This is a genomic window from Rhizobium leguminosarum (genome assembly GCF_002953715.1).
GTDB classification, from domain to species: Bacteria; Pseudomonadota; Alphaproteobacteria; order Rhizobiales; family Rhizobiaceae; genus Rhizobium; species Rhizobium leguminosarum_V.
Genome location: NZ_CP025012.1, coordinates 2,510,098 through 2,536,775, shown reverse-complemented (window position 1 = coordinate 2,536,775; position 26,678 = coordinate 2,510,098). Strand labels below are relative to the sequence as shown.

General features: G+C 62.5%; 29 protein-coding genes. 12 read left to right on the top strand and 17 right to left on the bottom strand.

Going from position 1 to position 26,678, the window contains the following annotated elements; genetic code table 11:
• Position 1 precedes the first annotated feature (1 nt).
• Positions 2–1,213 carry an FAD-dependent oxidoreductase gene (locus tag CUJ84_RS12830; RefSeq protein WP_105006483.1) on the top strand — a complete coding sequence of 404 codons (1,212 nt, stop codon included), beginning with the start codon at positions 2–4 and terminating at the stop codon, positions 1,211–1,213.
• Positions 1,214–1,402: 189 nt separating this feature from the next.
• On the opposite strand, the gene CUJ84_RS12825 is transcribed toward CUJ84_RS12830, so the two are convergent.
• Entirely contained in the window at positions 1,403–2,173 is a 771-nt protein-coding gene (locus CUJ84_RS12825) for a siderophore-interacting protein (RefSeq protein WP_105006482.1), read from the bottom strand.
• Positions 2,174–2,441: 268 nt separating this feature from the next.
• Here CUJ84_RS12825 and CUJ84_RS12820 point away from each other — a divergent pair, with 268 nt between their 5' ends.
• Together CUJ84_RS12820 and CUJ84_RS12815 are read left to right on the top strand one after the other, a co-directional pair.
• Positions 2,442–3,053, top strand: coding sequence for an O-methyltransferase (locus CUJ84_RS12820; RefSeq protein WP_105006481.1), 612 nt, complete (start codon positions 2,442–2,444; stop codon positions 3,051–3,053).
• Between the two features lie 122 nt (positions 3,054–3,175).
• Positions 3,176–3,571, top strand: a complete 396-nt coding sequence (locus tag CUJ84_RS12815; RefSeq protein ID WP_105006480.1) for a Rap1a/Tai family immunity protein — start codon at positions 3,176–3,178, stop codon at positions 3,569–3,571.
• A gap of 10 nt (positions 3,572–3,581) precedes the next feature.
• Here CUJ84_RS12815 and CUJ84_RS12810 read toward each other — a convergent pair whose 3' ends face one another.
• On the bottom strand, positions 3,582–4,268 hold the full coding sequence (locus tag CUJ84_RS12810; protein WP_105006479.1) for a GntR family transcriptional regulator: 687 nt from the start codon (positions 4,266–4,268) through the stop codon (positions 3,582–3,584).
• A 369-nt stretch (positions 4,269–4,637) separates the two neighbouring features.
• Here CUJ84_RS12810 and CUJ84_RS12805 point away from each other — a divergent pair, with 369 nt between their 5' ends.
• Both CUJ84_RS12805 and CUJ84_RS12800 read left to right on the top strand, forming a co-directional pair.
• The gene (locus tag CUJ84_RS12805; RefSeq protein WP_105006478.1) at positions 4,638–5,420 is read left to right on the top strand and encodes an alpha/beta fold hydrolase; all 783 of its coding nucleotides are present in this window, start codon (positions 4,638–4,640) and stop codon (positions 5,418–5,420) included.
• A 184-nt stretch (positions 5,421–5,604) separates the two neighbouring features.
• Positions 5,605–5,997, top strand: a complete 393-nt coding sequence (locus CUJ84_RS12800) for a VOC family protein (RefSeq protein ID WP_105006477.1) — start codon at positions 5,605–5,607, stop codon at positions 5,995–5,997.
• A gap of 91 nt (positions 5,998–6,088) precedes the next feature.
• On the opposite strand, the gene CUJ84_RS12795 is transcribed toward CUJ84_RS12800, so the two are convergent.
• Together CUJ84_RS12795 and CUJ84_RS12790 are read right to left on the bottom strand one after the other, a co-directional pair.
• Entirely contained in the window at positions 6,089–7,606 is a 1,518-nt protein-coding gene (locus tag CUJ84_RS12795) for an epoxide hydrolase family protein (protein ID WP_105008178.1), read from the bottom strand.
• A gap of 42 nt (positions 7,607–7,648) precedes the next feature.
• Positions 7,649–8,320 (bottom strand): TetR/AcrR family transcriptional regulator, encoded by a 672-nt coding sequence (locus CUJ84_RS12790; protein ID WP_105006476.1) that lies wholly within the window; start codon positions 8,318–8,320, stop codon positions 7,649–7,651.
• 93 nt (positions 8,321–8,413) lie between these two features.
• Between CUJ84_RS12790 and CUJ84_RS12785 the strand changes: the two genes are divergently transcribed.
• From CUJ84_RS12785 to CUJ84_RS12775, 3 genes are all read left to right on the top strand, one after another.
• Complete coding sequence (locus CUJ84_RS12785) at positions 8,414–9,034, top strand: NAD(P)H-dependent oxidoreductase (protein ID WP_105006475.1); 621 nt, start codon at positions 8,414–8,416, stop codon at positions 9,032–9,034.
• Between the two features lie 82 nt (positions 9,035–9,116).
• Positions 9,117–10,076, top strand: coding sequence for an acetylxylan esterase (locus tag CUJ84_RS12780; RefSeq protein ID WP_105006474.1), 960 nt, complete (start codon positions 9,117–9,119; stop codon positions 10,074–10,076).
• Entirely contained in the window at positions 10,073–10,801 is a 729-nt protein-coding gene (locus CUJ84_RS12775; RefSeq protein WP_105006473.1) for an esterase family protein, read from the top strand. The genes CUJ84_RS12780 and CUJ84_RS12775 overlap by 4 nt, the downstream gene beginning before the upstream one ends.
• Positions 10,802–10,816: 15 nt before the next feature.
• Here CUJ84_RS12775 and CUJ84_RS12770 read toward each other — a convergent pair whose 3' ends face one another.
• From CUJ84_RS12770 to CUJ84_RS12710, 13 genes are all read right to left on the bottom strand, one after another.
• Complete coding sequence (locus tag CUJ84_RS12770; protein WP_105006472.1) at positions 10,817–11,809, bottom strand: dihydroxyacetone kinase subunit DhaK; 993 nt, start codon at positions 11,807–11,809, stop codon at positions 10,817–10,819.
• 51 nt (positions 11,810–11,860) lie between these two features.
• Entirely contained in the window at positions 11,861–12,268 is a 408-nt protein-coding gene (locus CUJ84_RS12765) for a hypothetical protein (protein ID WP_003540656.1), read from the bottom strand.
• Between the two features lies 1 nt (position 12,269).
• On the bottom strand, positions 12,270–13,844 hold the full coding sequence (locus CUJ84_RS12760) for a putative PEP-binding protein (protein WP_105006471.1): 1,575 nt from the start codon (positions 13,842–13,844) through the stop codon (positions 12,270–12,272).
• Positions 13,828–14,172, bottom strand: a complete 345-nt coding sequence (locus tag CUJ84_RS12755) for an HPr family phosphocarrier protein (RefSeq protein ID WP_026230806.1) — start codon at positions 14,170–14,172, stop codon at positions 13,828–13,830. The genes CUJ84_RS12760 and CUJ84_RS12755 overlap by 17 nt, the downstream gene beginning before the upstream one ends.
• On the bottom strand, positions 14,172–14,570 hold the full coding sequence (dhaM, locus tag CUJ84_RS12750) for a dihydroxyacetone kinase phosphoryl donor subunit DhaM (RefSeq protein ID WP_105006470.1): 399 nt from the start codon (positions 14,568–14,570) through the stop codon (positions 14,172–14,174). Before dhaM ends, CUJ84_RS12755 begins: the two co-directional genes overlap by 1 nt.
• Positions 14,567–15,187 (bottom strand): dihydroxyacetone kinase subunit DhaL, encoded by a 621-nt coding sequence (dhaL, locus tag CUJ84_RS12745; RefSeq protein WP_105006469.1) that lies wholly within the window; start codon positions 15,185–15,187, stop codon positions 14,567–14,569. The genes dhaM and dhaL overlap by 4 nt, the downstream gene beginning before the upstream one ends.
• A 46-nt stretch (positions 15,188–15,233) precedes the next feature.
• Complete coding sequence (locus tag CUJ84_RS12740; protein ID WP_105006468.1) at positions 15,234–16,877, bottom strand: dihydroxyacetone kinase subunit DhaK; 1,644 nt, start codon at positions 16,875–16,877, stop codon at positions 15,234–15,236.
• A 53-nt stretch (positions 16,878–16,930) separates the two neighbouring features.
• The gene (locus CUJ84_RS12735) at positions 16,931–17,938 is read right to left on the bottom strand and encodes an ABC transporter ATP-binding protein (RefSeq protein ID WP_018074533.1); all 1,008 of its coding nucleotides are present in this window, start codon (positions 17,936–17,938) and stop codon (positions 16,931–16,933) included.
• Entirely contained in the window at positions 17,931–19,028 is a 1,098-nt protein-coding gene (locus CUJ84_RS12730) for an ABC transporter ATP-binding protein (RefSeq protein WP_105006467.1), read from the bottom strand. The genes CUJ84_RS12735 and CUJ84_RS12730 overlap by 8 nt, the downstream gene beginning before the upstream one ends.
• A 3-nt stretch (positions 19,029–19,031) precedes the next feature.
• Positions 19,032–19,244, bottom strand: a complete 213-nt coding sequence (locus CUJ84_RS12725; protein WP_027684119.1) for a hypothetical protein — start codon at positions 19,242–19,244, stop codon at positions 19,032–19,034.
• On the bottom strand, positions 19,241–20,194 hold the full coding sequence (locus CUJ84_RS12720; protein WP_024322136.1) for a carbohydrate ABC transporter permease: 954 nt from the start codon (positions 20,192–20,194) through the stop codon (positions 19,241–19,243). Before CUJ84_RS12720 ends, CUJ84_RS12725 begins: the two co-directional genes overlap by 4 nt.
• Complete coding sequence (locus tag CUJ84_RS12715) at positions 20,191–21,159, bottom strand: carbohydrate ABC transporter permease (protein ID WP_024322135.1); 969 nt, start codon at positions 21,157–21,159, stop codon at positions 20,191–20,193. The genes CUJ84_RS12720 and CUJ84_RS12715 overlap by 4 nt, the downstream gene beginning before the upstream one ends.
• A gap of 134 nt (positions 21,160–21,293) precedes the next feature.
• On the bottom strand, positions 21,294–22,619 hold the full coding sequence (locus CUJ84_RS12710) for an ABC transporter substrate-binding protein (RefSeq protein ID WP_105006466.1): 1,326 nt from the start codon (positions 22,617–22,619) through the stop codon (positions 21,294–21,296).
• 71 nt (positions 22,620–22,690) lie between these two features.
• Here CUJ84_RS12710 and CUJ84_RS38750 point away from each other — a divergent pair, with 71 nt between their 5' ends.
• The 4 genes from CUJ84_RS38750 to CUJ84_RS12690 all read left to right on the top strand — a co-directional run bounded on the left by CUJ84_RS38750 (position 22,691) and on the right by CUJ84_RS12690 (position 26,656).
• Positions 22,691–23,038: a hypothetical protein gene (locus CUJ84_RS38750; RefSeq protein WP_245457470.1), complete on the top strand. Its 348-nt coding sequence runs from the start codon at positions 22,691–22,693 to the stop codon at positions 23,036–23,038.
• Positions 23,039–23,187: 149 nt separating this feature from the next.
• Positions 23,188–24,633, top strand: coding sequence for an MFS transporter (locus CUJ84_RS12700; RefSeq protein WP_105006465.1), 1,446 nt, complete (start codon positions 23,188–23,190; stop codon positions 24,631–24,633).
• Between the two features lie 277 nt (positions 24,634–24,910).
• Positions 24,911–25,975, top strand: coding sequence for a sensor histidine kinase (locus CUJ84_RS12695; RefSeq protein WP_105006464.1), 1,065 nt, complete (start codon positions 24,911–24,913; stop codon positions 25,973–25,975).
• Between the two features lie 129 nt (positions 25,976–26,104).
• Entirely contained in the window at positions 26,105–26,656 is a 552-nt protein-coding gene (locus CUJ84_RS12690) for a DUF924 family protein (protein WP_105006463.1), read from the top strand.
• The last annotated feature ends 22 nt before the right edge of the window (positions 26,657–26,678 follow it).

Here is a 26,678-nt window from a genome sequence, read left to right as displayed (position 1 = left end):
GATGGCGCGCGTTGCGGTGATCGGCGCCGGCGTCATCGGCGTATCGTCGGCCTATCTTCTGGCCCGGGCGGGGCATGATGTGACACTTATCGATGCGGCAAGCGAGCCGGGCATGGGGGCGAGTGCCGGCAACGCCGCGCAGCTGTCCTGGGCCTATGGTGACGCAATGGCATCACCAGCCCTGCTGAAACATCTGCCAGCCATTGCGATGGGCCGCGATCCGGCCTTCCGGATCCAGTGGCAACTCGACCGGGACTTTCTCTGCTGGGGCCTGAAATTTATTGCCAATACCCCGTTCAGATGTTGGTGGAACAATACGCAGGACATCCTGCGCCTTGCCGAACAATCCCGTCACGAGCTCGCAATCCTGCTTAAGGAAACAGATATTGAATTCGACTATCGTGTCGCCGGAAAACTGCATCTCTACGCCGATCGGCAAAGTTTTGCTGCCGCGGATTCCAGTGTCGCGCGCAAGAACGCCCTTGGCTTCGAACAGCGCCTGCTGACGCGAATGGAGGCGGAAAACATCGAACCTGCACTCGTCGCGTATCAGGGAGAGATTGCCGGGGCCGTTTACACTCCAGGTGATGCCCTCGGCGATGCGGCCGGATTTTGCCGCCAGCTCACCGCCTGGATGATCAAGCGCCGGCAGGTGTCGGTGCTTTTCGGCAGGAGGATCTCGAGCTTCGTCCAAACGGGAGGCGTGCTGACAGGATTGAGGTTCGAGGACCGCGACGAGCTTCGCGTCGATGCGGCCATCGTTGCGGCAGGACCGCAGATCTGTTCCCTCATATCCGATTTGCCTGAAGTCCGGGACATACGCCCCGTCAGAGGCTACTCGCTCACCATTCCAAGAACTGGCCTTGCACCAAGCATCAGCCTGACAGACGCCAAGCGAAAGCTTGCCTTTGCAGCCATCGGCGACCGTTTTCGTGTCGCCGGACTGGCAGACATCGAGCGTCCCGGGGCCGGTTTTGATGCCAGACGTTTCGACACGCTCAAGCTGGCCGCGTCTGCTGTGCTGCCCGACCTTTTCGAGCGATCGGACGAACTGATGAGATGGTCGGGCGAGAGGCCTATGACTCCGACCTCCAAGCCTATTATCGCCGCCTCCCGACGCATCAAAGGTCTCTACATCAATGCCGGTCACGGCATGTTGGGATGGACGCTTGCATTAGGCTCTGCCCGCCGCGTGGTCGATCTCGTTCGATAAGTCGGTGGCTGGCGCCTGGTGCTTACAGTTGCTGACGCTCTTCCACCTGCCGCAGCGTTCCGGCAGAGACCGCCGAGACTTCGCTCAATTCATACCTCTTTACATCCATCTGATCGTTCCGGATCATAAAATCCGGAACGAAGTGACTCAGGACTCATGACCAAAGGGAATCCGGAATGCGGGTTGGTCCTAGCCGAATTTCTCGGTCGTATCGGCCTTGCCGAACACCCAGTAGCCGGATGCCTTGATCCAGCCGAGCGGGCAACCTCGTTCCAGCAGGTAGGCGCGGATATCGCGTGTCACCGAGGCTTCCGCCGCAACCCAGATGAAGGTTTCCGGCTGGATATCGACCGTGCTCAACAGTTTCAGCAGTGCAGCGGCATCGGTTGCCCGAGAAAGAGGCCGATGCGCCCAGCGGACGTGCAGTTCGGCTGATGTCTCGAAGACTTGTTCTTCGAACGGGCCGGTGACGGCTGCAATTGTGGTAATGACGGTTCCGGCGCTGCTCTCCTCGATCCGGCGGCCGATCGCCGGCAGTGCCGTTTCGTCGCCGATCAGCAGCCACCGCTTTACCGTGTTGGAAACCACGGCAGAGCCCCTTGGTCCGCCGATCTCGAGCCTGTCACCGGCGCGCGCGTCGATCGCCCATTGGGTCACTGGACCTGCCTCATGCAAGGCGAAGTCGATGGTCAGTTTTCGTTCGGTGTTATCGTAGCGGCGCGGCGTGTAGTCACGGCGTTCTTCGCCGCCATCTGCGGCCGGTACGAAAATCTTGATGTGGTCGTCGGGCGCAAGGCTGATGAAATCGGCAAGATCATCGCCGGTTAATGTGATGCGGCGCATGCCGGGGGTGATGTCGACAATGCTTTCGACCGCCAGGGTGCGCCGTCGCGTGTCGTGGCGGACCCGTTCGATGCCGGGGGCCGGTGAAATCTGATCTTCGAGTTGATTGTTATCCATGTGTCCTCAGGAGCTTTTGAGCTCGATCCGCAGGACACAGTCGCGCAGATCGAAGCCGCAAAGCCGTTCGATCATACGCGTTGAGTGACGTTAACGCTTACGTGGCCGGGTGACCCGACCATTGACGGCATGATGTAGCCGACGACGGCGGCATGTGCAACCGCAAGGGCCCTAGCAATGGCGATGATTGCCAAAGTTTAACTTTCCGGCGGTATTTCGGTCGGGCAATGATCAGCTGCTCAACGCGCAGGCGGTCATGGAGAAGACAATGGACAGCAGAATCCAGGACGTGCTCGACATCTATCACGCGATGATCGAGACGGAGCATAACAGCCCGCGCGAACTGCCTCCGGGCGGCCGCGATGGAGGGGAGGATCAGCGGCTGCGCGCGGTCGGGCCTGCGACCGGGCAGTTCATTAATATCCTCGCCAAGAGCCTCAAGAGCCCGACCATTCTCGAACTCGGCACCTCCTTCGGTTATTCCGGGATATGGCTGGCGGAAGCCGCGCGCGCTTCCGGCGGGCGGCTTATCACCATGGAAATGCACGGTTACAAATCGGCCTACGCACGCGACATGGCGGTCAAGGCAGGGCTCGCAGAGTATGTGGAATTCAAGGTTGGGGATGCCGTCCAGATGATCGGCGCGCTTTCCTCCGGCATCGACTTCGTGCTGGTGGATCTGTGGAAGGATCTCTACGTTCCCTGCCTCGAGGCTTTCTATCCCAGGCTCAATCCGGGCGCGATCATCGTCGCCGACAATATGCTGCGCCCGGGAGGCGACGATCTCAAACGCTACGGTGAGGCAGTCCGTGCCAGGCCCGGGATATCAAGCGTGCTGCTGCCAGTCGGCAGCGGGCTTGAGGTCAGTCGGTTCGATTGAGGCTGAGGTGAGATTAGCGGCCATTTTGTTTTTAGTTGCAGCAAAAAAGAAGACACGTTTTAAGCTAATGTCCGACACGGTTCCGATCAAAGCTCTGCGTTATTGCGAGCTTTGGAGATGTGATGTCGGGCATTCTTATCGCCACCCTTTTGGCAACGGTTTCTGCAAAGATTCCCGCCGGATTTTCCAGCGGTGACCTCCTTTATTCTGATTGCGGCGGCTCACGGCAGTTTGTCGTTGGATATGTCGCGGGTTGGTTGGACAAGTGGAACCGGGACGAGTATCTGGCCCGCCGAATTTTCACCGAAGTCGTTCCCGCGCCGAAAGCAATGGTGAACTCGGCGTATTTTGCCAACTCCGTTGGGGTAAACGTCTGTGTGCCGGTGGGAACGACGGCGGAAGCAATCAGCAATACGTTGTGTACATTCCTGGAAGAGAATCCCGGCATACGCGAGGCCACGGGCGACGAGCTGATGACGACGTTGATCGCCTACAAATACCGCTGCCCCGCGCCGTAGGGCGTCGAACTTACGCCGGCTTGTTGGCTTCGATGAAACGGCGCAGCGACGTGGCGGCATTCAGCATGTGGGCGCGCATGCGTCGCGATGCCATTTCGCCATCGCCTTCGGCGATCGCCTGCATGATCGCCTCGTGTTCGTCCCGGGATCGGCGCAGCCGTTCGCCCTGGCGCAATTGCGTGCGCCGGAAGGCGTTCAGGCGGTTGCGCACGGCGATCGCCTGTTCGGCAAGGAAGCCATTGTGGGTGGCGTGATAGATGGCTTCATGGAATTGGCGATTGAAGCTGTCATAGGCGTCGAAATTTCCGGCTTCGACAATCGGCTCTGAGAGGTCGTGCAGTTCGATCAGGTGGCTCCGCTCCAGCGGCGTCATGCGGTAGGTGGCGAGCCTGACACATACCGCCTCGATCTCGGCCACCGTCTCGAACATCTCCATGATGCGTTCCGGCGTCATACGGGCGACGACGCCGCCGCGCCGGGCGCGAAGCTCGACGAGGCCGCCCGCAGCCAGCTGACGCAGCGCTTCGCGAACCGGTGTGCGGGAGGCGCCGAAACGATCGGCAAGCTGCTGTTCGTCCAACGCTGCGCCCGCCGCCAGCGTGCCGGCGGCGATCTCATCGGTCAGGGCGTTGCGAATGCGGTCGGAGAGCAATCCGCGATCATCGCCGTCATCCCCGGTTTCGAAACCATTTGCCATTCCGTTGTCTCCAATCTGTTTCAGGCATCGTCCCCAAGCGCCCGTGTATGCAAATGCGATTGCTTGACCGTTCGGCGTATACATGTGCGGCATCACGAAGGTGTTACGTATTCAATAATTGACTTTATGTCAGATGGGAATACATAAATCTCCAGTAAGCGGGCTTTTGCATACGCAAAACCGCTTCAAATACCGAATTTGAATACGACGGGAACTCGCAACGCTACGAAGGCCAGCGCCTGGAGCCGGGCAAAGCGAACCGTTCCGACATGGCATCAGACCAACCGATTTTGACTTGGCTTCCGTTCCTCGGTCCCGAGCCGACATGCTTTCGATCCTTCAATTCCTGGACGCACAAGGAACCAGATCATGATGATGAACAGACGGACTTTCTCGGCCGCCCTTGTTGCCGGCGCCGCCGCTTCTCTGCTTGCCACCCGCGGCATGGCCGCGACATCTGTTCCTGTGAAGGCGCGCAACGTCGTGCTGGCGCACGGGCTGTTTGCCGACGGCTCGTGCTGGACCGAGGTGATCGCCCGCCTGCAGGCGGGCGGGCTCAATGCCACGGCGGTGCAGAACCCGCTGACGACGTTGCCCGAGGCCGTCGCTGCCGTGAAGCGGGTGCTCGACCGGCAGGACGGTCCGACGGTTCTGGTTGGGCATTCGTTTTCCGGCATGATGGTCACGGAGGCCGGCGTGCACCCGGATGTTTCGGCGCTCGTCTATGTCGCGGCGCGGGCGCCGGATGCAGGCGAGGATTATACTGCTCTCGCCAAGACCTTCCCGACTCCACCGGCTTCGGCCGGCATCGTCTTCGACGGCGACGAGGGACGCCTCAGCGAGGAAGCCTTCCTGCGTGATTTCGCCGGCGACCTGCCGGAGGCGAAAGCGAAAGTTCTCTATGCTGTGCAGCAACCGTTCCAAAAGGCGCTGCTGACCGGCAAGACGACACAGGCCGCCTGGCGTTCGAAGCCGAGCTGGTATGCCGTCTCGACCGAGGACCGGACGATCAATCCCGATCTCGAACGCTTCATGGCCAAACGCATGGGAGCAAAGACCATTGAAATCCAGGCCAGCCATCTGTCGTTGATCTCCCACCCGGACGAGATCACAAAGCTGATCCTCAAGGCGGCGGGGCAGAATACGGACTGATGCCGAGGCCGGGAAGCGGCAGGCCGTTCGCCCGCTGGTCACCGGCTTGCTTTGGTGATGGGCCATGATGCCGCGACGGTCGCGTCAAGTTTGGCCGAGGTTCGGAACAAGAGGCGGCCGAGGGTGTTTAACCGAGCTAAGCCTCCATCGAGGTTGCAGTTCACCTCGTTTGCGAGAGACCGCTATGGCCATCCACTTCAATCATACAATCCTCTTGGCTCGCGACAGCAAGGCCTCAGCAGATTTTCTGGCCGACATGTTGGGGCTGCCGGCGCCGCGGCGCTGGGGGCCGTTCTACATGGTCACGACCGACAATGACGCCAATCTCGATTATATGGATACGGAAGGCGAGATCGTCCGCCAACACTATGCCTTCCTGGTCGGAGACGGTGAATTCGAGGCGATATTCAATCGAATTCGCGAGCGGAACCTGCGCTACTGGGCTGACCCCGGCCAGCGGAAGCCGAGCGAGACCAATGACCACGACAGCGGGCGCGGGGTCTATTTCGAAGATCCGAACGGCCATCTGGTTGAAATCATCACGCGCCCCTATGGCAGCGGCGGCTGGAATCCGTGAGCTTGGCGCCAAGGGAGGCGACCCCGGTGCCGATCATGGACATTCATACCAGGCGGCAGCATCCCTGAGTGGCGAGGGGCCGCCGCTCCTCTCATATCGGTCGGCGCAGCGGCCTGAACGCTGCTCGAAGCTCGGCGGAGAAGAGCTCCGGCTGCTCCCAGGCGGCGAAGTGGCCGCCCTTGTCGACCTTGTGGAAATAGATAAGGTTGCGATAGGCGCGACGGGCCCATGTCTCCGGGGCCTGATAGCTCTCCCCAGGAAAGACGGTGATGGCGACCGGAAGCGCGATCTTGGAGGTCTTCTCGCCGGCCGCAAGGACGGGACTGCGCCCGCCGCCATATTCCCAGTAGATCCGGGCCGAGGAAGCGGCGCTGTTGGTCAACCAGTAAAGCGTGATGTCGTCGAGCACCTCATCGGGAGACTTTTCGGGATCGCTGCTGTCGTAGGTCCAGTGCGTGAAGCCTGGATGACCGAGCGTCCATGCCGCAAGGCCGGCCGGCGAATCCGATATGGCGTAGCCGATCGTCTGCGGCCTCGTGCCCATCATCGTGGCATAGGACCTGTTTCCCATCTTGGCTGCGGCGCTGAGGGCATCGAACGCCGCGCGTTCCTCGGTGGAGAGTCGCTGCGGCGCCGGCCCGCCCGCGGCGAGCACTGCGGCAACTTCGGGCGGCACGACAGCCGGCAGGTTAATGTGGATGCCGAGCAGACCTTGTGGCGCGAGCCGTGCCATCGCGCCGGAGACCGGCGAGCCCCAGTCGCCGCCCTGGGCGACGTAGCTGCTGTAAGCGAGGCGCTTCATCAGTTCCGCCCAGGCGCGCGCGATGCGGTCCGGTCCCCAGCCGGTGCCGGTCGGCTTGCCGGAGAAGCCGTAGCCCGGCATCGACGGAATGACCACGTCGAACGCATCTTCGGCGCGTCCGCCATGAGCGGTCGGATCGGTGAGCGGGCCGATGATCTTGAGGCTCTCGAATACCGATGCCGGCCAGCCATGGGTGATGATGACGGGCAGGGCATTCGGATGTTTCGAGTGGACGTGAATGAAGTGGATGTCTAGGCCGTCGATCTCGGTGATGAATTGCGGCAGCGCGTTCAGCTTCGCTTCCGCCTTTCGCCAGTCGTAGCCGGTGCCCCAATAATCGACGAGCGGCTTGATCTTTTCGAGCTGTATGCCCTGCGACTGGTCGTCGACCGTCTCGCGTTCGGGCCAGCGTGTTGCCAGCACGCGCCGGCGAAGGTCGAGGAGGTCCGCCTCGGGAGTGTCGACGCGAAACGGGCGGATCGCATCTCCCGTGGCAGCCGATGCCGGATAGGACGGAAACAGGCTGGTCGCGCCCGCGGCGGCGATCCCGATCGCCGCGGTGGTCAGGAACCTGCGCCGGTCGCGGTTCAGGGATTCCGAGCCGGCACTTGTGAGCATTTTGAAGAGCATGGTCATGGCATTGTCCTTTGAAGCAGACGCCTTGGGCAAGACTTCGATGAGTTCGGCCGTCGTCAGAATAGCATGGGCGTAGGTCGGGCCGTTCAGCTTGTGCGCAGCATGCCTCATTAGGTGCGAGAAGGCGGCCGTCGCGTCGCTCACCAGGGTCGCGAAATAACCGAGTTCCATGGCGAAGCGGGCGGTGGATTCGATACAGGTATTCCCGCCGGATCATCTCGATGCGAGGCCAGCCGTATTGCGCAGGTGATCGGGATGCGTGCCGCCGCCCATACTTCTCGCCACCATCCCGACGATGGTTTCGAAGAGTTCGTTCTTTGCCTCGACGGCGGTGATGTCGCCCGACGCGGCGGCATAAGAGAGGGCTTCGGCGGCGCCGAGCATGGCCCAGAGGCCGGCTGCGGCGATCGTGCCGGCACCGGTAAAGGGCGAAAGCGCGATGCGGCATTTCTCGATGAAGGCGGCTTCATATTCGCGCTTGATCCTTTCGAGTTCCGGCGAGCCGGCAAGTGCTGCGATCACACCGGGGATTTCGCGGCCCTGAAGAAGCACGCAGTCGACATAGGAGGTGGCGATGACTGTGGCCCGGTCGGCGAGCGACGGCTGGCTTGCCGCAAGGGCTGCGTCCATCACAGCCGTCTGGCGGGCGTCGAATTCGCGGTAGAGCGCTGCGAGCAGGCCGGGGCGGGTTTCGAAATGATCATAGACCACGGGTTTCGTTACGCCCGCCCGCTCGGAAAGCCGGCCGAGGGTCAGCGCTTCCGTTCCCTCGTCACGGGCGATCTGCCAAGCGACGTCGAGCAACTGGCGATGCCGATCCTGCCGCGACAGTCGGCGGCGCGGTTGCGGATCGGTCGGCTGACCTGTTGTTTCGGCGCTTGACATCACTATATACCAAAGGTAACTTACTGAAAGTAGCTTACCAAAGGTATACAGCCCGCGACTTCCGTCCGCAATCACTCAACAGGAGTTTTCTGCATGCACGCGCTCATCGTCGTCGCGAATCCCGATCCCCAGTCGCTCACCCACGGCGTGGCCGCCCATCTTGCCGAAGGTGTCACACTTTCCGATGCAGGCCATTCCGTCGAGTTTGCCGATCTCGCGGCCGAGGGCTTCGATCCCCGGTTCACCGCCGCCGATATCGCTCTGCATCTGAGGAAAGGGGTGCTGCCCGCCGACGTTGCCGCCGAGCAGGCAAGGATCGACCGTGCCGATGCGCTGGTGCTCGTCTATCCCGTCTACTGGTGGTCGATGCCGGGGCTTATCAAGGGATGGATCGACCGGGTGTTCACCAATGGCTGGGCTTACGACGATCGCCCGGATACCGGGCTGGTGAAGCTGCTTAGCCGCCTGCCGGTGCATCTGGTCGGCCTCGGCGGCGCCGATGCCGGGACCTATATGCGGCACGGCTATCTCGGCGCCATGAAGACGCAGATCGATCACGGGATCTTCGACTATTGCGGCGCCCGCGTCGTGACATCGGAGCTGTTGCTCGAAGCTGGACTGGACCATGCGGCCGCCCATCTGGAGACTGCGCGCGCCGTTGGCCGCAGGCTCTTCGTCACATCCGGGCGACACGAGGCGACTGACGCCGCGTAAAGGTGTCCGAGTACCGGTAAGGTTTATCGGCTGGCTAAGGCAGAGTCTTGCGCCGCCGGCCTTTTCACGAGACAAGCCTTGGATGAGTATTCCGACGACACATCCCTTCGACTTCGATCCGACCTACGGCGTGCAGCTCGAAGAGCTTCTTGCGGTCGAGCCGCCCGAGGCGCCTGATTGCTTCGATGCATTCTGGAAGGCGCGTTATCTCGCGGCGCTGACGGTCGATCCGCAGCCGGTGCTTTCCCGCAGTCGGATCACCCATGCTGACTGGCATGTGCTCGACCTCGTCTATCTCTCGACCGGCGAGTTTCGGATCGGCGGCTGGCTGCTCCTGCCGCGGGAAGGGCAGGTGCGGCGCGGCCTCGTTGTCGGGCACGGTTACGGCGGGCGGGATCATCCTGATTTCGATCTGCCGGTCAGGGAAACGGCACTCATCTTTCCCTGCTGCCGGGGGCTGTCGCTCAGCGCGCATCCGCCGATCTCCGAGAACCCGTCCTGGCATGTGCTGCACGATATCGACAAGCCGAAATCCTATATCATCGGCGGCTGCGTCGAGGATATCTGGCTTGCCGTCTCGACGCTTACGTCACTCTATCCCTGGCTTTCAGGGCACATCGGCTATAGCGGCATCAGCTTCGGCGGCGGCGTCGGGGCGATGGCGATCGCCTACGACGAGCGCATCGATCGCGGCCATCTGGCGCTGCCGAGTTTCGGGCATCAGCCGCTGCGGCTGATGTTACCGAGCGTCGGCAGTGCGCAGTCGGTGCAGGAGTATTATAAGAAACACGCGGATGTGTTGGGGACGCTTCGCCTATACGATGCTGCAACAGCCGCTTCGCGGATCAAGGTGCCGATGCTGGTTGCCGTTGCGCTGTTCGATCCTTCGGTGGCGCCGCCCTGTCAGTTCGCCGTCGCAAATGCGATACCCAAATTTAATGAAATCTTCATCCTGGATGCGGGGCACTTCGACTATCCTGGCAGCGCTGAGCAAGAGGCGGTTCTCCGCGACAAGGTGGGACAGTTTTTCAGGGTGCCATGAACCGCGAATATCTGCGCTGGTACAGTCAGCGGCTGCATCGAGACATGGAGATGCTGGTGTTCGGCCATGCCGGCGCCAAGGTTCTGGTTTTCCCGACGCGGGAAGGGCGCTTCTTCGAATATGAGCAGCTCGGCCTGGTCGGAAGCCTTGCCGACAAGCTGCAGGCCGGGCAACTTCAACTCTATTGCATCGAGGGCCTGGCGGCCGAGAGCCTCTATGGCTTCCATCGCCATCCGGCCGAACGCATCCGCCGGCATGCCGCTCTGGAAGAGTATATCCTCAACGAGGTGCTGCCGCTGATGGCGGCGAAGAACTCGCACGACTGCACCATCGTGCACGGATGCAGCCTCGGCGCCTTCCAGGCGGCGAGCCTCGTCTTCCGCCATCCGCATCTCTTCCGCAAGCTCGTCGCCTTTTCCGGCCGCTACGACCTGACGATGAGGGTGGAATCCTTCGGCGACCTGTTCGACGGCTATTACGACGACAGCGTCTATTTCCATACGCCGGCGCATTTCCTGCCGGGGCTTGGTGACGACTGGCGGCTCGACAGGCTGCGTCAGCTAGAGATCGTTCTCACCATCGGCGACGCCGACCCTTTCCTCGACAACAACCGCTATCTCAGCCGGCTGCTCGCCGACAAGAATGTCGGTCATCAGTTGCATGTCTGGGATGGACGCGCCCACCGCGCCGGCGCCTGGCGGAAGATGGCACCACTTTACATCTGACGCCCTTGGGAGTTGTCACGGCCAATGCAGCGCGGCCGTCGCCACCGGCGCGTCCCAGAGTGCGATCTCCTCGTCGGTCAGCAGGGCGAGGGTGACCGACAGTCCCTGCATGTCGAGCGAGGTGACGTAGGTTCCGACCAGTGAGCGCTCGATCGCGATGCCTCTTTCCTCGATGAAGCGGCGGGCGCCATTATAGGCGAGGTAAAGTTCGGCGGGCGGCGTGCCGCCGAGGCCGTTGACGAAGAGCAACGCCTTGGTATCAGGCGTTGCCGCGATGTCGCCGGCGATGGTCTCGCAGAGATGGCCGATAATGGCGTCGGAGGCGGCGAAAGGCTGCCTGGCATGGCCGGGCTCGCCATGGATGCCGACGCCCATTTCCATTTCGCCGGGTTCGAGCGCAAATGTCGTGCGCTCGGTCTGCGGCACCGTCACGCCGTTCAGCGCCACACCCATCGAGCGGATGCGTGTGTTCAATCCTTCGCCGAGCTGTTTCAACTCGGCAAGCGACATGCCGCGTTCGGCAGCAGCACCCAGGAGCTTTTCGACGATGAGCGTTCCGGCGACGCCACGCCGGCCACGGTCTTCGCCTGTTCTCGACGTTTCGATATCGTCGCTGACGACGACCATGTCGAGGCTGTGGCGGTCGCCGGCCATCTCGATCGCCATTTCGAAATTCATCAGGTCGCCGTCGTAATTCTTGACCACGAGCAGGCAGCCGGCGCCGGTATCGGCCTCCTCGATGGCGGCAATGATCTGGCTCGGCGTCGGCGAAGTGAAGATATGGCCGACGCAGGCGGCATCCAGCATGCCGTGGCCGACGAAGCCGATATGCATCGGTTCATGGCCGGCGCCGCCGCCGGAGATGAGCGCCACCTTTTCAGGCGTGAGATGGCGGCGGCGGATGCATTTGCGCTCGGCTCCGAACACCACGAAGGTCTCATGGGCGCGCACGAAGCCTTCGACGCTTTCGGCGACCATGGTTTCCGCAGTGTTCATGAACTTCTTCATCAAGCCCCTCCCAAGGCCAAAAGCATTATGTTACGTCAATCAGCGCACGCGTCATTCCGCACCCGATATCGCGACGATTTTCTGCACCAGATCTGAGATCGCCTCTTCCAGCAGGCGGTTTTTCCTGTCGTCGCCGAAGTCGGGCACCATCAGCGACAAGTGCCGCAATTTCTCGGAATGGCCGAGGTCCGGCAGCTTGCCGGGATGGGCGGCCTGATAGGCTTCGAGAAAGCGCTCCTGTTCGGCGGCACTGAAATGGCAGACGCGGACGATGGTGGCCAGATGGCGCGCAGGCAGCGGCGTTGCATAGGTCGGACTGGTGATCTGGGTGACGAAGCTGCGATGTTTTCCAAGCGCCGTCGCCAGGCGCTGGCGCGTGCCCGATGGCCTGTTGTCGATGATCTGCGCCAGAATGGACTTGTAGGCGATAATGGCGTCTTCGGTGTCTTCGCGCGCCATCCTATTCTCCGGCTGCCCTTGTGCCATCGGCGTTGAGGCCGATGATCGCCGATCTTATCGCGGGACGCCGGGCCGGCGCCACGGAAAAATGCCGCAGGCCGGCGGCGAGCAGCCCCGGCAGATAGCTGGGATTGCCGGCCATGTCGCCGCAGATGCTGGTGGGCTTGCCGGCGGTCAGCTTCACCGCCTGGGCAATCAGCCGGAGCACGGCGGGTGCGGCCTTGCCGGCATCGGCGTCGATATCGTCGCGGGCGGAGGCGGCAAGATATTGGGTGAGGTCGTTGGTTCCGAACGAGAAGAAAGCCGCAGATCCAAAGGTGTCGAGCATCAATGCGGCTGAGGGTACCTCCACCATCATGCCGATCGGCGGCATTCGGTGGAGCAGAGAACGGCGGCCGAGTTTTTCGGCTTCTTCGCGGAACAACTCGCGCATCCTGTCGATCTCGTCGGGAAAGGTCACCATCGGCAGCATCACCGAAAGCCTGCCGAAGACGGCGGCGCGCAGCAGGGCGCGGGCCTGGACGCGGGCGATCTCCGGCCGGGCAAGCAGCAGCCGAATGCCGCGCAGGCCCGAGGCAGCGAGAGCCGGCAGGTCATCCAGGCCGGCGACCGGCTTGTCGCCGCCAATATCGAGCATTCTTATGATCACCGGCTTCTCGCCCGCCTGTTCCAGCACGCGGCGATAGATCGCCAGCTGCCGTTCCTCGTTGGCGGCATCGGCGATCGAGGTGACTGAAAATTCCGAGCGCATCAGGCCGACGCCGGCCGTTGCCGGATCGAGCGCGTCGATCTCGGCGGGATCGTTGATGTTGATGGAAAGCTGGATCGGCACGCCATCCGCCGTGCGCAGTTCGCCGCCGGCAGTCTGCGTGTCGCCGGCAGGTCCTTGTGCCGGTGCCGGAATCAGCATGCCGCCCGCCTTCAGGACGACCGCACCGGCGTCGCCATCCACGCGAACGGGATCTCCATCTGCTGCCGAAAAGCGGCCCGTGCCGACCACCATCGGCACAGATTTCGCCCGGGCAAGCAGGGCGACGTGGCCGGCGGTGCTGCCTGCAAACAGCGCGATGCCGCCGCCTTTCGACCAGTCATGGGCAAGAAAGCGGCTCGGCTCCATATCCTTGCCAACGAAGACCGAGCCGGGCGGGAAATCGGCGATCGGGGTGCCGGCGAGCGCTCCGAGCACGCGGTTCTTGATGTCGAGAATATCGACGGCGCGCGCTCGCATCTGCTCCTCGTCGGCCGCTTCGAGTTCACCGATATAGGCGTCGAGGGTGGCGACCCAGGCAAAGACGACGTTGTGGTCCTCTTCCATGCGCGCGCCTGTTGCTTCCGCAATCGTCGGATCGCGCAGCACCTCGATCTGGAAATCGATGATATCGCGGCTTTCGGCGTCGGCGCCCTCGGCAAGGTGCTCGAGTTCGCCGATCGAGATGTCGATCGCCTTCTCCAGCGCGCCGAATCCACCGACCGTTCGAGGCGCGGGGGCGGCGTCCGGCCGCTCGGCCAGAAAGGCCGGGCCGGATGCGATGCCCGGGGATGCGCTCTTTGCTTTCAGCCTAAGCGGTTCGGCCATGTTTCTTTTCCTCATCGAAGTTGCGCTCGATGAGTTCCTTCAGGGCGCGGATCGCCTCTTCGGCGAGAATGCCGTCGGCGCGGATCCTGAGGATCGACCCTTTTCGGATTCTCGCGCCCATGATCTTGATGATGCTCTTGCCGTTCAGCCAGACGTCGCTGCCGTTGACAGCGATCTCGATCGAACAGGGGAAGGACTTGGCAAGCCGCGTGAAGGTGACGGAGGGGCGGGCATGCAGCCCGACACCGTGCTTGACTTCCACCTCCGTCTGGCAATTCACGTGCAATGGATCGGGCTCCTGTTTTTCGCTACGCAATCCGCTCGTCATCAGGGGGACAGTTCCTCGGCTGTGGCGACGACCTTGGCCAGCGACGCGCCCCCCGACGCCTCGGCGGCGGCGATGACGGCGCCTTCAACCAAAGGCGCGTTGCAGATGGAGACGAGGGCCGCGCGGGGAAGGCCCAGCATTTCGATCGCCATCTCGCTGTTGGTTTCGGCGCCGCCGAGATCGACGAAGACGGCGACGCCGGCATCGGACCAGGCAGCCTCGATCGCCCTCAGAATGCCGTCGGCATCGGTACCGAGCTCGCCATGGATGTTACCGCCCGACCAAGCGAGCGGCACGCAGTCGCCGACCATCTGCCGCACCATGTCGGCGATCCCCTTTGCCACCAACGGCGAGTGAGAGACGATCACGATACCCACATTTGCGGTCTTTCCACTCATTGCGGACGGTGCTCCCCGAGATAGCGGCAGATCGCCGTGGTCAGCAGCGCGCAGCTCGACGCGCCGGGATCGACATGACCGATGGAGCGGTCGCCGAGATAGGCCGCGCGCCCACGCATTGCCTTCATCTCAGCAGTGCGGTTGGCGGAGCGCTCGGCCCTGCGGGCGATGGCGCCGAGCGGCGAGCGGCTAGCGAGTGCCGCATGCACGGGATAGAGTACGTCGAGCAGGGTTTTGTCGCCGGCATGCGCGCGACCGCGTCTGGCCACGGCATCGATCGCCTGTTTCAGCACCTGCGAAAAATCGGCCTTTTCATCACTTTTGCGAAGCTCGCGGCCGATCTCCATCAGCAGCGTGCCGTAGAGCGGCCCGGCCGCACCGCCGACATTCATCACCAGGGTCAGGCCGATTTTTTCCACGGCGTCGGGGAAGGGCAGGCTGGAGAGGCTCTCGCCTTCGGCGCTCACTGCCTCGCAGCCGCGCCGCATATTGGTTCCGTGATCGCCATCGCCGATGGCGCGATCGAGCGCGCAGAGATGATCGCTGTTTGCCGCGATGGTCGCGCGGCACACCTCGATCAATCCTGCCACAAGCACCGGTTCCGCCTGCACTGCCATCCTCCCTGTCGCCGCGCCTCCCGCGGGCTATCAAACGTCTCTTTCGTCAGGCGAGGCTTGCCGCCACGCCGAACGCGCCGGCAACCGCCACGGCGCCGGGATCGGCGACACCCGCCAGATCCCTTTCGCCGACATAGGAGGCGCGTCCGGCTCTCGCCTTCATCATCATCTTCGTCGACTCCGCACCCACTGCCGCAGCCCTTGCCGCGGCGGCGACATCGCCGGATGCAAGCGCCTGCAGGGCAGGCGACAACGCATCGACCATCGTCCGGTCGCCGACTCCGGCTCCGCCATAGAACGTCATCCTGTCGAGCCCGGCAAGAAGGGCTGCGGCGATATCGGCTTTGTCAGCCATCGCCTTTGCCGCTGCGGTGAAGAAGATCGACAGCAGTACGCCGCTCGATCCGCCCATGCTGGTGCCGAGGATATCGCCGAGCGAGGCAAGCGTTGCCGCCGGCCGGTCGAGCGGCAGCGTGTCGAGGCGGGCAAGCACACTGCGGGCGCCAGACGCCACCGTCGAGCCGGTATCGCCGTCGCCGACGCGGCCGTCCAGCCGGTTGAGTTCGCTTTCCTGCGAAATCAGATGCTCGCAGAGCGCCGTGATCAGGCGCCGGTTGCGGTCATTTTCCCCGGCCTTGCCGTTCGCGCCATTCAGTCCGGCTGATGTTCTCGGTGCGGCGATGATCTGGATCTCGTGGCGTTCGACGGCCGGCATCCAGGCATGCGACTCGACCATCGCCGTCAGTGCCGCCTCGCGAACGGCATCCAGTCGGATCAGCGACAGCGAGAAGCCATTCATGTTGAGCGCCGTCATCATCGGCGCCGGGCCGATGATCAGCCGGATGCGATCGGCAAGCGGCGAGGACAATACGGCATTGGCGATGACGGTCATTTCGAGCGGCGGCACGGCGCCGAGATTGTTGATGAGGAGCGCGTGGTTTCTGCCTTCGCGCAGCGTCGGAGTGAGGCGCGCCACCATGGTGGCGACGATATCGGCGACCGGCTGCAAAGCGATGCGCTCGACGCCCGGCTCGCCATGAATGCCGAGGCCGAGTTCGCCCTCGTTCTCGCCGAGGCGGCTCTCATGCGCCTGGCCGGGCACGCTGCAGGTGGAGAGCGACATGCCGAGCGAGACGATGTCGCCGGCTGCTGCCGCGGCATGGGCTGCGACCGTCTTCAGATCCTCGCCCCTCTCGGCGTGATAACCAGCGATCTTGTGAACGAACAGCGTGCCGGCGACGCCGCGCGGCTGGTTGATGCCGGGGATGGCGATATCGTCGGCGACGATGACCATCTCGACGTCGAAGCCCTCGGCGCGCGCTTTTTCGGCGGCAAGGCCGAAATTCAGCCGGTCGCCGGTGTAGTTCTTGACGATCAGCAGGGCGCCCTTCGGGCCGGCAACGGCGCGGATCGCTGTCAGCACCGCATCGACGCTCGGCGAGGCGAAGATTTCGCCGGATACGGCTGCCGTCAGCATGCCCTTGCCGACAAAGCCGGCATGGGAGGGCTCATGGCCGGCGCCGCCGCCGGAGATGATCGCCACTTTTGACTTGTCCCAATCCGCGCGCAGGATCACCTTGATGTCGGGAAAGCTGTCGAGGCGGGCCAGACGGCCGGCACTGCTGGTCAGAAGCAGACCGTCCAAAGCTTCGGTGACGATGTTTTCCCTGCGGTTGAAGAAGTGTTTCATCGATTGAGACCCGTCTGTTTGTTTTTCATGCCATCATCATGTCTGTCTGCCGGTCAGGAAAGACGCTGTCCACCGGCGTCGAAATAAAGTGGATCGCGCAACGTCAGGCTGATCCGGTCTCCCGGGGCGATCGCCAGATATGGATCCGCAAGTGTGACGAGCTTGTGATTGCCAGCCCTGATGTGCAGATGGTTCTGGTCGCCGAGATGTTCGATCCAGTCGATCTCTGCATTGGCATCCTTGCCGACAATGATGTCGAGATGTTCGGTGCGCGCACCGACGGTTTTCGTGCCGGCCGGCGGCTGGCCGCCCGGGAGCAGGTCCGCAGGCAACAGGTTGATGTGCGGCTGGCCGAGGCGGGCGGCGACATGCAGGTTGGCGGGATTGCCGTAGATTTCGCGCGGTGTTCCCACTTGCATCAGCCGTCCCTCGGCGACGATGCCGATACGGTCGGCCATGGTCATGGCTTCCACCTGGTCGTGGGTGACATAGAGCAGCGTCGAGCCAAGCTCCTTCTGGATACGCTTCAGCTCCAGGCGCAGTTCGGCGCGCAGCTTGGCGTCGAGCGAGGACAGCGGTTCATCCATCAGATAGATCGCCGGCCGGCGCACCAGTGCCCGGCCGATCGCGACACGCTGCATCTCGCCCCCGGAAAGCCTGGTCGAGCGGTTCTCCAGCTTGTGGTCGATCCGGACCATGCGCGCGACCTCGCGGACGCGGCGGTCGATCTCTTCGGCGCTCAGTTTGCGGACCGGCGCCTTCAGCGGGAAGGCGAGGTTCTCGTAAACCGTCATATGCGGATAGAGCGAATATTGCTGGAAGACGAAGGCGACGTCGCGTTCGGCCGGTGCTTCGGCTGCGACATTGCGGCCGCCGATCTCGATGCGGCCGCTATCTGGCTTTTCGAGGCCGGCGATCAGCCGCAGCGTCGTCGTCTTGCCCGCGCCTGTGGGACCGAGCAGCACGACGAACTCTCCGTCGCGGATCGAGAGATCGAGATCGACTAAGGCCTGGGTGTCGCCGAAGCGCTTGGCGAGGTTCCTGAGGACGACATCAGCCATGCCGGGTCTCCTGATAGAGCGAGGACGGTACGGCACGGCCCGACGTGCAGTCGAAGAGCGCGAGTTTCGCCGGATTGAATTCCAGGCCGACCCTCTCGCCGATCTGGAAGCTGCGATTGGCGGGAACGCGGGCCTTGATCAGGCCGCCCGGGGTTTCCACAGCCACGACCTGGTTGGTGCCGAGATATTCGCTGCCATAGACGGCACCGCGGAGCCGCGATGCGTCGTTGAAGCGGATATGCTCCGGCCGCACGCCGAGGGCCAGCTCGCTCTCGGCCATGTCCTGGTGGATCTCGGGAACGGCGACGTCGATGCCGTCGAGCAGGATGGATTTGTCGCCGCTTTTCAAGCCGGAGGTGAAGCGCATGAAGTTCATCGGCGGCGAGCCAATGAAATCGGCGACATACATGGTCGCGGGCTTGGCGTAGATCTCCTGTGGCGTGCCGAACTGCTCGATGACGCCATGGTTCATCACGGCGATCTTGTCGGCCATCGCCATTGCCTCGTGCTGGTCATGAGTGACGTAGACGGTGGTCGCGTGGATGCGATTGTGCAGCTCGCGCAATTCGTGGACCATGATCTCGCGGAACTCGGCGTCGAGCGTGCCGAGCGGCTCGTCCATCAGGAAGCATTTCGGACGCCGGACGATGGCGCGGCCGAGCGCCACGCGCTGCCGGTCGCCGCCGGCAAGGCCCGATACCGAGCGGTTGAGAATATGGTCGATCTGCAGCAGGCGGGCGGTCTCTTCCACGCGTTGACGGATTTCAGCCTTGGCCATGCCCTGCGACAGCAGCGGGAAGCCGATATTCCTACGCACGTTCATATGCGGGTAGAGCGCGAAGAGCTGGAAGACGAAGGCGATGTCGCGGGCGCTGGCGCGGTTGAAGGTGACGTCCTCACCGTCGAGATAGATCTTGCCGCTGCTTGGCAGCTCGAGGCCGGCGATCATGCGCAGCGTGGTGGTCTTGCCGCAGCCGGAAGGCCCGAGCAGCGCCAGGAACTCGCCGTCATCGACGGTGAAGCTGGAATCCTGAACTGCGACGAAGCTGCCGAATTCCTTGCGAAGATTTTCGATCCGGATGTCCGCCATGGTTTACTCCGGGAATTTCGAAACGATGATGAACATGACGGTGCCTGCAAGCAGGGTCACCAGCGAATAGGTGTAGAGCACCAGCAGGAAGGGCTGGAACAGCATCAGGAAGCCCAACGCGATCAGCACGGTCGCGATGGTTTCCATCGGGCCGCGGCGCAGGAAGAACGGCCGTTTCGGACGGGCTGGGGTGGGTGTTTCGATCAGATGGCTCATTTGCGGACGGCTCCGAAGGTGATGCCGCGCAGCAGTTGTTTGCGCAAGAGAATGGTGAAGACGAGGATCGGGATCAGGAAGATCGTCGTACCGGCCGCGACCGCCGGCCAGTCCTGCCCGCCTTCGCCGATGATCGTCGGGATGAAGGGCGGCGCGGTCTGGGCCTCGCCCGAGGTCAGAAGAGCGGCGAAGGCATATTCGTTCCAGGCGAAGATCAGGCAAAAGATCGCGGTCGCGGCGATGCCCGTCGTTGCCTGCGGCAGCACGACCTTGCGGAAGGCCTGCAGTCTCGTATAGCCGTCGATCATCGCCGCTTCCTCGTATTCGCGCGGAATTTCGTCGATGAAGCCCTTGAGCAGCCACACGGCGAGCGAGACGTTGACGGCGGTGTAGAGCAGGATCATGCCCAAGGCCGTGTCCGACAGGCCGAGTTCGCGATACATCAGGTAGATCGGGATGGCGACGGCAATCGGCGGCATCATCCGCGTCGACAGGATGAAGAACAGCAGGTCGTCGGCGAGCGGCACCTTGAAGCGCGAGAAGCCGTAGGCGGCGAGCGTGCCGAGGAAGACCGCGAGGAAGGTGGAGCCGAAGGCGATCACCAGCGAATTGACGAAGCGCGGCACGAAGTTCGACGGGCCGGCAATCACCATGTTGCGCTTGCGCGTCACCTCATCGCAGGCGCCGGCCGGCGCCGGCAGCGAGGCGATATAGTCGGGCGTCTGCCGCGTGCGCGTGGTGAACAGGTTGCAATAGCCTTCGAGCGACGGCGTGAAGACGATCTTGGGGGGATAGCTGATCGAATCCGGCGGCGACTTGATGCTGGTCAGGAAGATCCAGACGAGCGGAATGAGGGTGATCAGCGCATAGACGACGACGATGGTGCCGGCGATGCGCTTGCTGGACAGGCTCGGTTCGACGACCGAATGGGCTGAGTTGGCGGCGCTCATCGTTGCTTCACCTTGTTCAATGCCTTGACGTAGATGTTGGCGAGGCCGAACACCGCGACGAAGAGGATGATGGCGAAGGCCGAGGCCCGGCCGGTCGCCCAGCTTTCGAAGGCGGCGCGTTTCAGCGTGATCGAGGCGACCTCTGTGACCGAGCCCGGCCCGCCGCCGGTGAGCAGCGTCACCATGTCGAACATCTTGAAATTCTCGATGCCGCGGAAGAGCACGGCGAGCATGATGAAGGGCAGGGCCATCGGCACGGTGATCGACCAGAACTGGCGCCACGGCGAGGCACGATCGACCTCGGCCGCCTCGTAGATATAGTCGGGGATGGAGCGCAGGCCGGCGAGGCAGATCAGCATCACATAGGGCGTCCACATCCAGGTATCGACGATGACGATCGCCCATGGCGCCAGCGAGACATTGCCGAGCATCTGGATATCCGATGTCGGAATGCCAGACACCAGCGACACGGCATAGGCGAAGAGGCCGATCTGCGGCTCGTAGAGGAAGCGCCAGAAGTTGCCGACGACGGCGGGCGACAGCATCATCGGGATCAGGATGATCGTCGTCCAGAAGGCATGGCCGCGAAACTTGCGGTCGATCAGATAGGCGAGCGTGAAGCCGATCACCGTCTGCAGCACGATCGTCCAGAAGACGAAATGCGCGGTGGTCTGCATCGCCTGCCAGATATCGGGATCGTTGAGGACGCGCTGGTAATTTCCGAAGCCGACGCCCAGGACTGGCGCATTCGGCCGATTGGCGCGGTAATTGGTGAAGGAGAGATAGACCGCCCAAAGCAGCGGGAAGATGTTGATCGCCAGCAGCAAGGTGATGGCAGGCGCAATGAATAGCCAGGCGATCGCCCTGTCGGAGAGGCCACGGACGCGCCGGGCGACCGAGACCGGCGTTGCCCTGGCTGTTGCGTCGGCGGCCTTCTCGACGATGGAGGATTGGGAAATAGTCAAGTTTTCACCTGGTCTTTTTGGGGTACGGGGTCTTTTGGGATATGGGAGATCTGGCGGCCCGGCTCGTCTGCCGATCCGGGCCGCCAACCTGGTGAGGATGGCGCGCAGAGGGATGCCGCCTATCCCGTCGGGCACTAGATCTTGCCGTCGTCCTTGAAGACGTCGCTCCAGTCCTTCACCAGCCCGTCGAGCGCCTCCTTGGCGGTGCCGTTGCCGGCGACCACGTAGTTATGGACGCGCTTCTGCATGGCCTGCAGCAGCGAGGCGTAGCTCGGCTCGGCCCAGAAATCCTTGACGATCGCCATCGAGTCCAGGAAGGCCTGGGCATAGGGCTGGCTCTTGGCAAAGCCCGGCGCGTTAACGACGGAGTTCAGGCAGGAGAAGCCGCCGAGTTCCCACCACTTGGCCTGCACATCGGGCTGTGCGAACCATTTGATGTATTGCAGGGCGGCATCGCGCTTGTCGGAGTAGGAAACCACCGAGATGCCTTGGCCGCCAAGCTGGGCGAAGTGGGCCTTTTCAGCCGGATTGGGGAAGAAGCCGATCCTGTCGCCGCCGACCTTTTCGTCCTTGTAAAGGCCGGGCCAGGTGAAGGCGAAGTTCATCTGCATGGCGACCTGGCCGGATTTGAAGGCGTCGGCGGATTCGACCATGTAGACGTTGGAGCTGCCGGGCGGTGTGCAGCAATCATAAAGCGACTTGTAGAATTCGAGGCCCTTGACCGCGTCGGCCGAGTTGACGAAGCCTTCCATGTCGTAGGCCTTCTTCGGGTTCTCATACTGGAAGCCCCAGTCGTAGAGCACGTTGGTGACGCCCATGGTGATACCTTCGGAGCCGCGCTCGGTATAGATCGAGGCGCCGTAGACGGTCTTGCCGTCAATCTGGCGCTTCTGGAAGAACTCGGCGATCTGCTTCAGCTCGTCATAGGTCTTCGGGGCTGCAAGATCGTGGCCGTACTTTTCCTTGAATTCCTTCTGCAGTTCCGGCTTTTCGAACCAGTCCTTGCGGTAGGTCCAGCCGACGACGTCGCCCATGGCGGGCAGCGCCCAGTAGTTCGGGGTATTCTTCGGCCATTCCGAGTAGCCGACGACCGTCGCCGGCACGAAGTCATCCATCTTGATGCCTTCCTTGTCGAAGAAGTCGTTGAGTTTGACATAGTGGCCGTTCTCGGCGGAGCCGCCGATCCACTGGCTGTCGCCGATGATGAGATCGCAGAGCTTGCCGTGGGAATTCAGCTCGTTGAGGAAGCGGTCGGCATAACTCGTCCAGGGAACGAATTCGAACTTCATCTGCGTGCCGGTCTTGGCGGTGAAATCTTTCGACAGCTCGACGAGCGCATTGGCGGGGTCCCATGCGGCCCAGCACAGCGTCAATTCATCGGCTTTGGCGAGATTGGGCAATGCCGACGACATGACGAATGCCGTGGCCAGCCCGAAAAGGGCTTTCGATGTTTTCTGCATAAGTTCCTCCCAGAACCAAGGGCCGGCTCCCCGCCGGCGTCGCATGTTCACCCACTTCAGAGAATGCTCACATGAACTCCTCAATCATCATGTTTAGCAATATGTTTAGTGATATCCATTTTTATAAACATTGCAAGCGTCAATCGTTGCTGCAATGCGACAGGTGTGGCGCCACATGGGGGATACTTTTGGGAGCCGATCTTTTCAGCCGATCTCGAAAATTCTTTGGCGAGCGTACCGATGCAGCGACATCTGACCTCGCTGCAACATGGATCGCACGATATGGACTGCGCGCCGCTCCTGTTTTTCCCCGGAGCGGATCAAGCTTGGCCTCGCTTCGGCGGGGCCTTTTTCTTGAATCCTTTCTTGGGATCGATAGCGGCCAGCTATCCGGCTGCATCGGGAATATTCCTGCGTAGTGCGAGATTTAGCCTTTCCGCCCGGCTGCAACGAGCGTATTCAGCCAATGCGCGGCTTTCCATGTCCGCGGTCCCCCGCGCGGCAGATCTCCGATCGGCTTCCTTCCCGTTTCCCCGCCGCGTCATCCGGAATTTTTATTGGCAGATCCATGACCACGGCAGAGACGAGCGAGAATGGGCAAGAGGCCGCGAGCGGCCGCCAGGCGAAGATCGTGGCGCTGGTCGTTGCCGTTTCCTTCTTCATGCAGATCCTCGACGGCACGATCGTCACCACCTCGTTGCCGCAGATGGCGGCAAGCTTCGGCGTGCAGCCGGTGTCGATGAGCATCGGCATCACTGTCTACATGCTGACGATGGCCGCCTTCATTCCGCTGTCGGGCTGGCTCGGCGACCGGTTCGGTGCGCGCCGCATCTTCCTGATGTCGATTGCGGTCTTTACCGGCGCCTCGCTGTTTTGCGGGCTGTCCGGCAGCCTTGCGGAATTTGTGCTGTGGCGCGCAGTGCAGGGGGCGGGCAGCGCGCTGATGACGCCGGTCGGGCGTATCATCGTGCTGAAAAACGCCCGCAAGTCGGAACTCGTCCAGGCGATCGCGCTGATCACCTGGCCGGCGCTGACGGCGCCGGTGATCGGCCCGGTGCTCGGCGGCTTCATCACCACCTATGCCAGCTGGCACTGGAACTTCCTCATCAACATCCCGATCGGCATTCTCGGCATCGCGCTGGTGCTGCGTTTCGTGCCGGAGCAGCGCGAGACCAATCCGGGCCGGCTGGATCTCCTGGGCTTCGTCCTCAGTGCTGCGGGACTGACCTTTCTGCTCGCCGCCCTCGAACTCTCGGTCAAATGGGACGGCGGGCTTTTGCCCGTCATATCAATGCTGGCGGCGGGCATCGTACTGTCTGTCATGGCGACGCGGCATTTCCTCGCCGTCGACAATCCGCTGCTCGACCTTTCGGCCTTCCGCATCCAGACCTTCTCGATGTCGACGCTGTCGGCGGGCACGGCCTGCCGGATGGCCATCAATGCGACGCCGTTCCTGCTGCCTCTGCTGTTCCAGCTCGGCTTCGGCCTGAGCTCGATTGCCGCCGGCGCCTATTTGCTCGTCTATTTCCTCGGCAATTTCAGCATGAAGGCGGTGACGACGCCGCTGCTGCGCTTATTCGGCTTTCGCACCGTGCTTGGGGTCAACGGGCTTATCGCGGCGCTTTCGATCGCCGCCTGCGGTTTCCTTTCGCCGGAGACGCCGCCGTTTTTCATCCATGCGCTGCTCTTTCTCGCCGGCCTGTCGCGGTCGATGGAGTTCACCGCGCTGAACACGTTGGCCTTCGCCGATATCGGCCCGGCGCAGCGAAGCTCGGCCTCGACGCTGTCGAGCATGCTGCAGCAGGTATCGATGCTGCTCGGCGTGGCGGTGGCGGCGGCCGTGCTCAACATCGGCTCGGCTCTCAGGGGCGCCGACAATCCGGTTCTTGCCGATTTCCGCTGGGCTTTTGTCGTGGTCGGCGCGATCGGCGTCGTCTCGTCGCTGCGCTTCCTGCAATTGCCGGCGGAGGCGGGGGCCGAAGTATCCGGCCATCGGAAATTCCAGAAAAGTTAGCTTGCTGCGGAACCAATCGGGCCGCTCGGCGTTTATGCATCTCATTTCAGGTTCTTCGTTTTCCCATCTCCTTCAACGGCTTCCATGGGATACTCCCCAGGCCAGGGTCATGTTCTGAAAATGCCGGATTCCCGACATCCTCCTTCCGCGCCGCCTGCGACAAGAGCGAGGGATAACCGCTGTTTACCCCAGGCGGCCAATGCAATACGACATTGCCATGCGGACGACTCGGACGCTTGCGGGCGGTCGTCGCTGCGAGAGAACGCCGGGAGACGGAATGAGCAATTCTAGCGGCGATGCGGATGCCCTGATCCACATCCTCTATATCGACGACGACGAAGGGCTTGCCCTACTGATGCAGAAAAACCTGCGTCGGCGTGGTTTTTTGGTCGAGTGGGCCGAGAGCGGCGCGGCCGGCCTTGCGAGACTCGGCGAAGGCGGTATCGACGCCGTCTTGCTCGATCATATCCTGGCCGGCGAGACCGGCCTCGACATTCTGCCCTGCATCACGGCAATGCCGGATCATCCGCCGGTGATCTATGCGACGGGTTCGGACGATACCAGCATCGCGGTCGCGGCGCTGAAGGCCGGTGCCGACGACTACATGCTCAAGGGGATATCAGCCGATTATTTCGACCTGCTCGCGGCCGCGCTCGAACAGGCGTTGGAGCGGGCGCGTTTTCGCCGCGAGACGGCGCAGGCGCAGGAGGTGATCCGCCAGCAGCGTGACCTTGCCGAAATGCTGCTTGCCGAGGTCAATCACCGCATCGCCAACAGCCTCGGCCTCGTTGGCGCGCTGATCCGCATGCAATCCTCGATGACCAAAGACCAGGTGGCGATCGATGCGCTACACGAAACGCAGATGCGCATCAACGCCATCGCCAGCGTGCACCGCCGGCTCTACACCAATCGGCAGGTCGGCTCGGTGCAGGTCGACGAATATCTGAACAGCCTGCTCACCGAACTTGAAGCCTCGATGCGCGACGACAAGCGGCCGCATCGGATCGTGCTCACCGCGCAGCCGGTCAATCTGGCGACCGACAAGGTGATCACGCTCGGGCTGATCGTCAGCGAACTCGTCACCAATGCCTTCAAATATGCCTATCCGGACAGCGTGTCAGGCGAGATCCGCGTCATCGTCGACCAGACGGACGAGGCATTGCGTGTCATCGTCGAGGATGACGGCGCCGGTTTCGATCCATCGAGCCCGGCCAGGGGAACCGGCCTTGGTACACGCATCCTGACGGCCATGGCCGCCAGCTTGAAATCGGATTTCGCCTATGATCCCGGCCATGACGGGACCAAGGCGACGCTGGTGTTTTCGTTGCATGAGGCGAAGTAGGGTTGACGTTGGACTCGGCGATGTTTCTCTCGTTCGACGCTGAGTTTGCCGCGTACAGAACGAAGTTTATCCAATCTTTACAATATATTATAGACAAATAATCAAGAGACATGACGCTAGGGGAGGAACATGACGACCATCCGCACACCGAAGGAAATCTATGATTTCTGGTTCGTCAGATGTGGCAGGGAGCTGTGGTTCCGCCCGACGCCTGACCTCGACGCGGAGATCAGCACGGTCTTTCGCGATACCCATCTGGCCCTTGCTGCGGGTGTGGGCGTCGAATGGCGGGCGGATGCGGAGAGCCGGCTGGCGGCTGTCATCGTGCTCGACCAGTTTCCCCGCAACATCTATCGCGGCACGCCGCTTGCCGTTGCCACCGACGGGCTGGCACTTCGCGAAGCCAAACTCGCGCTGACATCCGGCGCCGACCGGGGGGTGGAGGCCGCATGCCGTACCTTCTTCTACTTGCCGTTCGAACATGCCGAAGACCTTGGCGAACAGGAACGATCGGTGGCGTTGTTTACCGCCCTCGGCGATGAAGAATATCTCGACTATGCGATCCGCCACCACGACGTGATCGCTGCCTATGGCCGTTTTCCGCACCGCAATGCCATGCTCGGGCGGGAGTCGACGGCGGTGGAGCGCGACTATCTTTCCAAGCCCGGCGCCGGTTTCTAGGCCTTTCCAGGGAGCCTCCGCC